Genomic DNA, 8587 nt, shown 5'->3' on the forward strand with positions numbered 1-8587 from the left:
GAACGACATGAACACCAAGCACTACTTCGGCGCGGCTTCGCCCGCCGTACTGGCCGCGGCTTTGCTGCTTGTGCCAGCGCTGGCACAAGCTCAAACCGCGCCCCCGGCGGCGTCGGGCAACGAGGCCTCGACGGTCGAGACCGTGGTCGTGACCGGCTCGCGCCTGGCCTCGCGAGGCTTCAGCGCCCCGACGCCGGTGGCGGTCGTCAGCGCCGAGGAGTTCAAGCTCTCCGGCACCGTGAACGCCGAACAGCTGCTGGGCGCCTCGCCGCAGTTCGTGGGGTCGCAGAACAACGGCCAGACGGCCAACACCGTGCCCGGCGGCACCGCCACGCTGAACCTGCGCGGCTTCGGCGCCCAGCGGAACCTGGTGCTGGTCAACGGCCGACGCTTCGCCATCGCCGGGGCCGACCAGACCACCGACATCAACACCATCCCCGTCTCGCTGATCCGCCAGACCGAAGTGGTGACCGGCGGCTCGTCGGCGGTCTACGGCTCGGACGCCATCACCGGTGTCGTCAACTTCATCATGCGCGACGACTTCGAAGGCGTGGAGATCAACGGCCAGACCAACTGGGACAGCCACACCACCACCCCCACCTACAATCTCGATCTGACGGTCGGCGGCAACTTCGCCGAGGGTCGCGGCAACGCGGTCGTCTCGGTCAACTACCTGGATCGCGGCGCCATCTCGCGCGGGATGCGTGGGGACTGGACCTATGACTCGCTGTCCGACGGCTGCGTCACCTCCGCCTCGTTCAGCAAGAGCAAGGCCGGCATTCCGCTGGCCGTTCCGGGCGGCTCGACCTGCTCGGCGGCCGGCGGCCGCATGGGCCTGATCGCCGGCGGCAGCGGCGACATCCCCAACGGCCGCTTCACCGGCGTGCCCAGCGTCGGCGGCGCGGGCTCGACCCCGGGCCTGGACGCGGCGCTTATCGCCGCGGGCCTGGGCGCGATGGGCTCGCGCGGCTTCACCTTCGACAAGGCCGGAACGACGGCCCGCCCCGCCCTCACCCCGCAGGACGACTTCAACCTCGGCCCCGACAACTACCTGATCATCCCGCAGAAGCGCTGGATGATGAACGCCTTCAGTCACTACGACTTCAACAGCAAGGTCACCGGCTATCTGGAAGGCCACTTCAGCAACAACGTCGTCGACATGCAGCTGGCGCCGACCAACATCAACGGCCCGTTCCTGCTCAACACCAACAACCCCTATCTCTCGGCCTCGATGCAGGAGGTGCTGCGTCAGATGGACCTGAAGGAGACAGGGACCACGACAGTGACCACCGGCACCGCGTCGCGGACCACCGTGGCCGGCGACGGCCTGGCCGTGATCAACGTCGGGCGCCGCCTCCGCGAGATCGGCCTGCGCCGCAACAACGCCGAGCGCAACGTCTGGCGCGTGGCGGCCGGCCTGCGCGGCGACCTGGGCAGCGTCTCCGACAACTTCCTGCGCAACCTCAGCTACGACGCCTACTACACCTACGCCCGCACCTCCGAGACCGACCACCAGGAAGGCAACGCCTCGCGCAGCCGCTTCCAGGCCAACCTGCTCTCGGTGGGCGGCGCACCGCCGGTGCTCAACGTGTTCGGCGAGAACATCTCGGCGGCCGGGATCAGCGCGATCTCGATCGCGGCCACCAACATCACCGAGGCCGAACAGCAGGTCGCCTCGGCCGGCCTGTCGGGCGAACTCTTCAGCCTGCCGGCCGGCCCGGTCGACTTCTCGGCCGGCACGGAGTGGCGCTACAACTCCGCCCGCTACACCCCCGACGAGTTCCTGCGCTCGGGCGACGTGGTCGGCTTCAACCCCGGCCTGCCGACTGGCGGCAGCACGATCGTCAAGGAAGTCTACGGCGAGGCCCGCGTGCCGATCCTGGCCGACCTGCCGTTCGTCAAGAACCTCAGCGCCAACGGCGCCTTCCGCTACTCGGACTACAATCTGAAGGGCGTGGGCGGGGTCTGGACCTATTCGGTCGGCGGCGCCTGGCAGGTGACCTCGGACGTCAACTTCCGCGGCCAGTTCCAGCACGCCATCCGCGCGCCGAACGTGGGTGAACTGTACGGCGGCCTGGCCCAGAGCTTCGACGCGGCCACCGATCCGTGCTCGAGCCGCGCCCCCACCGCCCAGCAGACCGCCGCCGTCCGCGCCATCTGCGTGGCCACCGGCGTGCCGGCCGCGGCGGTCTTCACGCCCGGCGTGCAGTCCAACACCATCATCGGCAACCTGCAGGGCGGCAATCCGAACGTCGGCATCGAGAAGTCCGACACCTACACGTTCGGCGCGGTCATCACGCCGCGGGCCATCCCCGGCCTGGCGATCAGCGTCGACTACTTCAACATCGACCTGGACGGCGCGATCTCGGCGCTGGGCGGCGGTCTGAACAACACGCTGAACCTCTGCTACAACATCGTCCAGAACGCCTCGAGCGAGTTCTGCCAGGCGATCAAGCGCAACCCGATCACCGGCGAGATCGCGCCGCCCTATTACGCGACGATCACCAACGCCAACACCGGCGGCCTGAAGACCGCCGGCGTCGACTTCGTGGCCAACTACCGGTTCAGCACCGACTTCGGCATTCCAGGCCTCAGCCAGGACAGCCGCTTCGAGATCGGCACGGAATGGACCTGGACCGACGAGTTCACCTCGACGCCGGTCCAGGCCTTCCCGAACATCAAGAACTACTGCGCGGGCGCCTACGGCCCGACCTGCGGCCAGCCGATCCCCGAATGGAAGGGCGGCACGCGGGTCACCTGGCGGACGGGACCGCTGACCCTCAGCCTGCGGCACCGCTATGTCGGCGAGGTCATGAGCGACAAGTACCTCCTGCCCAAGCGCGCGGGCGGGACCGTTCCCAGCCTCGACACCCTGACCAACCCGAAACTGCCGGCCCAGAACTACTTCGACATGTCGTTCAGCTACGACATCCTCGAGAACGTCCAGGTGTACGGCGGCGCCAACAACATCGCCGACAAGGATCCGCCCGTCCTGGGCAGCTCGTCCCCGTCGGCCAACACCTATGCGGCCACCTATGACGTGCTGGGCGCCACCTTCTTCCTGGGCGGCAAGCTGAAGTTCTAGAGATGTCTGGTGGAAGCGTGTGTTTCTGTTCGGGCGGCGTCGGGCGTGATCACCCCGAACCGCTCGACGCTTCCTCCTGGCGCGGGCGCGCGCGTTCGGCGGTCCTTCCCCGCCCTGCGCGCGCCCGAAAGCCGCCTTTGAGTTCGACCGCTTTGACAAGGTCTGTGCGATGCGCGTGAAACAGCTGGGACTGACGGGACTTTCGGCCCTGGCGTTGGGCTGGGCCGGCGCGCCCGCGACGATCCAGGCCGCGCAACCCGCCGCGACCTATCGCAATCCCATCCTGCACGCCGACTATTCGGACCCTGACGTGATCCGGGTCGGCGACAGCTACTACATGGTCGCCTCGACCTTCCATTTCTCGCCGGGCCTGCCGGTGCTGCAGTCCAAGGACCTGGTCCACTGGACGATCCTGGGCCACGTGCTGCCCAAGCTGGCCTTCGCGCCGGAGTACGACCTGCCCGGCCCGGTGCCCACCGACGACACCGGGGCGCGGATGCCGCGCGACGAGCGCACGGTCGGCCAGCGCTACGCCGGCGGCGTCTGGGCCCCGTCGATCCGCCATCACGACGGGCGGTTCTACGTCTACTTCGCCACGCCCTACGAGGGCGTCTTCATGTCGACCGCGACCAGGCCCGAGGGACCGTGGAGCGCCCCCGTGGCGGTGATCGCCGAGGCCGGCCTCGAAGACCCCTGCCCGTTCTGGGACGACGACGGCCAGGCCTATCTGGTCCACGGCAAGGTCGGAGCCGGGCCCCTGGTCCTCCACCGCATGGCGCCCGACGGCAAGTCGGTGCTGCCTGGCGGCAAGGTCATCGTCGAGGACGCCAAGGCCCTGCCCGTGCTGGAGGGGCCCAAGCTCTACAAGCGCAACGGCTGGTACTACATCTTCGCGCCGATCGGCGGGGTCGAGACCGGCCCGCAGGCCGTGCTCCGTTCGCGGAACATCTGGGGCCCCTACGAGCACCGCACGGTGCTGGCGCCCGGCAAGACGGCCTGGAAGGGCCCGCACCAGGGCGGCTGGGTCGAGACCCCGTCCGGCCAGGGCTGGTTCGTGCACTTCAACAGCGCCGGCGCCTATGGCCGGATCGTCCACCTGCAGCCGGTGTCCTGGAAGGACGACTGGCCGGTGATGGGCGAGCCGATTCCCGGCGCCGGGCCCGACGAGACCGCCGGCCAGCCGGTGGCGCGGCACGCCATGCCGGATGTCGGCGGGCGCTTCCCGCCGGTCCAGCCCCAGACTTCCGACACGTTCTCGGCCAAGATGCTGGGCCCGCAGTGGGAGTGGAACCACAATCCCGACGATCGCCGCTGGAGCCTGACGAAACGTCCCGGCTTCCTGCGCCTGACCTCGGCCCCGGCGCCGAACCTGGTATCCGCCCGCAACACCCTGACCCAGGTCCTGCAGAGCGAGCATTCGATCGTCACCGCGCGCATCGACGCCGGCGGGCTGGTCGACGGCCAGCGCGCCGGCCTGGCGATGTTCGGCCAGGGGATCAGCTGGATCGGCGTCGCGCGGCGGGACGGCGTCTCGCGCGTGACCTTCTCATCGGCCGGCGCGGAGACCCCCGGTCCGACCCTGCCGGCCAAGGCCCTGGATCTGCGGGTCGAGGTCGCCGACCAGACCGCGCGCTACAGCTACAGCCTGGACGGGGGCAAGACCTTCGCCACCCTGGGCGCGGCGGCCCCGCTGCGCTTCAGTTGGTGGAAGGGCGCCCGCCCGGCCCTGTTCACCTACAACGATCCGAACCAGGCGAAACCAGGCGTCGCGGACTTCGACTGGGTGACGGTCAAGGCGGTGAACCCGTGATCCGCCTGCGGACCCTGGCTGTCGCCATCGCCCTGGCCGTCGCCCCCGGCCTGGCCGTCGCCCAGCCGATCGACCGCCTCGCCCTGGTCTCGCGCCACGTCCCGACCCTGACCGCCGTCGATCCGCACGCGCCGATGATGGTCGGCAACGGCAGCCTGGGGTTCACCGCCGACATCACCGGCCTGCAGACCTTCCCCGAACCGTACTCGCCCCTGGCCCCGCTGCTGACCATGGCCCAGTGGTCGTGGCACAGCTTCCCCAACCCCAAGGGCTATACCGAGGCCGACGGCCTGACGCCGGTCGACGTGCCCGGGCGCGGCCGCCAGCCCTATGCCTGGATGAAGGGCGGGCTGGAGAAACCCAACCCGGCCGACGCCTGGCTGCGCGAGAACCCGCACCACTTCTCCCTCGGCCGCATCGCCCTGGACCTGCGCGACGCCCAGGGCAAACCGCCCGCCTTCGCCCACCTGTCCCAGACCCGCCAGACCCTGGACCTGTGGACCGGCGCCCTGACTAGCACCTTCGTCTATGACGGCCAGCCGGTGACGGTGGAGACCCGCGTCCAGTCCGACCGCGACGTCGTCCTGGTCGAGATCACCTCGCCCCTGGTGGCGGCCGGCCGGCTGGGCGTCACGGTGCGCTATCCCGGCGTGTCGGCGAACCTGAACCCCGACCCGTCCGATTGGACCCATCCCGAGCGCCACACGACCACCGTGGTCAGCCGCGCGCCGGGCCGGCTGGTCCTGACGCGCCGGCTGGACGGCACGACCTATGGCTCCAGCATCGACGCCCCCGGGGCGGCGATCGCGGCCGCCGGCCCCCACGCCTTCACGGTGCGCCCCGGAGCCGGTGACCGGCTGGTGGCGATGGTCGGCTTCTCGCGAACCGCGAAGGCCCCGCCGGCCGTCGACTACGCCACGGCCCGCGACGCCGTCACCGCCCACTGGCGCGACTACTGGTCCAAGGGCGGGGTCGTCGATTTCACCGGCAGCACCGATCCGCGCGCGGCCGAGCTGGAGCGCCGGGTGGTGCTGTCGCAGTACCTGCAGGCCCTGAACGGCGCGGGCGACACGCCGCCCCAGGAGGAAGGCCTGTTCTCCAACAGCTGGAACGGCAAGTTCCACCTGGAAATGCACCCCTGGCACTCGGCCCATTTCGCCACCTGGGGCCGCCCGGCCGAGCTGGAGCGCGGCCTCTCCTGGTACCTGACCCACCTGCCCAAGGCCCAGGCCGAGGCCCGCCGGCACAAGGTCGAGGGCGCCTGGTGGCCGAAGATGGCGGGGCCCGAGGGCCGCAACAGCCCCAGCTCGATCTCGCCCTTCATCATGTGGCAGCAGCCGCACCCGATCCTGATGGCCGAGCTGGCCTTCCGGGCCCATCCCGACCAGGCGACCCTGGCGCGCTACGGCGAGCTGGTCGACCAGACCGCCCGCCTGCTAGCCACCTGGCCGCGCTGGGACGCCGCGACCGGCCGCTACGTGCTGGGCCCGCCGATCATCCCGGTGCAGGAGAACTACGATCCCCTGACCACGGTGAATCCGACCTTCGAGGTCGAGTACTTCCGGCGCGGCCTGCAAACGGCCCAGGCCTGGCGCGAGCGCCGGGGCCTGCCGCGCGACGCCCGCTGGGACGAGGTCATCGGCAAGATCTCGAAGGTGGCCGAGCGTGACGGCCTCTACCTGGCGACCGAAAGCTCGCCCGACCTCTGGCGCCAGGCCGCCTCGCCCGCCTGCGACGGCCACGCAACGGGGTCCTGCGAGAACCGCGACCATCCGTCGTTCCTGATGGCCTATGGCTTGATCGGCGGCGACCGGATCGATCCCGAGACCATGCGCCGGACCTTGCGCGCCACCGAAAACCACTGGGACCTGCGTCAGACCTGGGGCTGGGACTTCCCGATGGTGGCCATGACCGCCGCCCGCCTGGGCGAGCCGGAGGACGCGGTCGACTGGCTGTTCAAGGACCTGAAGAACAACCAGTGGGGCGTCACCGGCATGACCCCGCGCGTCCATGCCGACGAACACGCCATCGCCTTCACGCCGGGCGCAGCCGCCGGAGCAGGCCCGGACGGACCGGGCTATCGGCGCGCCGCCGAGACCTATTTCCCGTCCAACGGCTCGCTGCTGCTGGCGGTCGGCATGATGGCCGGCGGCTGGGATGGCTCAACAGGCCCCGCCCCGGGGTTCCCGAAGTCCGGCTGGACCGTCCGCGCGGAGGGTCTCAAGCCCCTGCCCTAGATCCGCCTCCTTGCGACGCCCCTTCGTCGCGACCTCCTCCCCGCCTCTTTCCCGGTTTGCTCCCATGACCACACCCATGACCCGGCCTCTGGTTTTTCACGACGACCGCCTGTTTCCGGCCGATGGGCGCACGCGGGAGATCGCGCGGGCGCTGTACGGCCAGGTGAAGAGCCTGCCGATCATCAGCCCGCACGGCCACACCGATCCGGCCTGGTTCGCGACCAACGCGCCCTTCGAGGACGCCACTGATCTGCTGCTGGCGCCGGACCACTACCTGTTCCGCATGCTCTACAGCCAAGGCGTCAGCCTGGATTCGCTGAAGGTCCGCTCCAAGGCCGGCGTGCCGAGCACCGACCCGCGCGAAGCGTGGCGCAAGCTGGCGGAGAACTTCCATCTCTTCCGCGGCACGCCCTCGTGGATGTGGCTCAACCACGTGTTCAGCCAGGTGTTCGGCTTCACGCAGTTCTTCGGCCCCGACAACGCCGACGACTATTTCGACCGCATCAACGAAGCCCTGGCCACCGAGGCCTTCCGGCCCCGGGCGCTGTTCGACCGCTTCAACATCGAGACCCTGGCCACCACCGAGGGCCCGCAGGATCGGCTGGAGCACCACAAGGCCATCCGCGAGAGCGGCTGGGGCGGCCATGTGATCACCGCCTACCGCCCCGACGCGGTCATCGACTTCGAGGACGAGCGCTTCRGCCGYGCCTTCGAGCGGTTCGGCGAGGTCTGCGGCCAGGACGTCACCAGCTGGAAGGGCTATCTGGAAGGCCACCGCCTGCGCCGGGCGGCCTTCATCGAAGCCGGGGCGACGTCTTCCGACCACGGCCACCCGACCGCCGCCACGGCCGACCTTTCCGAGGTCGAGGCCGAGGCCCTGTTCCACAGCCTGCTGAAGGGCGAGGTCACCCCGGCCAAGGCCGAGCTGTTCCGGGCCCAGATGCTGACCGAGATGGCCCGCATGAGCCTGGACGACGGGCTGGTCATGCAGATCCACCCCGGCTCGCACCGCAACCACAATGTCGGCCTGCTGGCCAGCCACGGCCGCGACAAGGGCGCCGACATCCCCATGCGCACCGAGTACGTGGATGCGCTCAAGCCCCTGCTGACCAAGTTCGGCAACGACCCGCGCCTGTCGATCATCCTGTTCACCCTGGACGAGACCGTCTACAGCCGCGAGCTGGCCCCGCTGGCCGGCCACTATCCGGTGCTGAAGCTGGGTCCGTCCTGGTGGTTCCACGACAGCCCCGAGGGCATGATGCGGTTCCGCGAGCAGGTCACCGAGACCGCCGGCTTCTACAACACCGTCGGCTTCAACGACGACACCCGCGCCTTCCTGTCGATCCCGGCCCGCCACGACGTGGCCCGCCGCGTCGACAGCGCCTTCCTGGCCCGCATGGTCGCCGAGCACCGCATGGACGAGGTCGAGGCCGCCGAACTGATCGTCGACCTGAC

Annotated in this window: 4 protein-coding genes; all 4 read left to right on the top strand. The window is 69.9% G+C overall.

Annotation, left to right across the window (positions count from 1 at the left end; all coding sequences use genetic code 11):
• The first annotated feature begins 7 nt into the window (after positions 1-7).
• Positions 8-3085 carry a TonB-dependent receptor domain-containing protein gene (locus tag AC1DYP_RS01365; protein WP_477044805.1) on the top strand — a complete coding sequence of 1026 codons (3078 nt, stop codon included), beginning with the start codon at positions 8-10 and terminating at the stop codon, positions 3083-3085.
• Positions 3086-3254: 169 nt separating this feature from the next.
• Positions 3255-4895, top strand: a complete 1641-nt coding sequence (locus tag AC1DYP_RS01370) for a glycoside hydrolase family 43 protein (RefSeq protein ID WP_477044806.1) — start codon at positions 3255-3257, stop codon at positions 4893-4895.
• The gene (locus AC1DYP_RS01375) at positions 4892-7132 is read left to right on the top strand and encodes a hypothetical protein (RefSeq protein ID WP_477044807.1); all 2241 of its coding nucleotides are present in this window, start codon (positions 4892-4894) and stop codon (positions 7130-7132) included. The genes AC1DYP_RS01370 and AC1DYP_RS01375 overlap by 4 nt, the downstream gene beginning before the upstream one ends.
• A 76-nt stretch (positions 7133-7208) precedes the next feature.
• On the top strand, positions 7209-8587 hold a 1379-nt coding region (uxaC, locus tag AC1DYP_RS01380), incomplete at its 3' end, for a glucuronate isomerase (RefSeq protein ID WP_477044808.1).

It is taken from the genome of Caulobacter sp. P1_D6 (genome assembly GCF_056406095.1).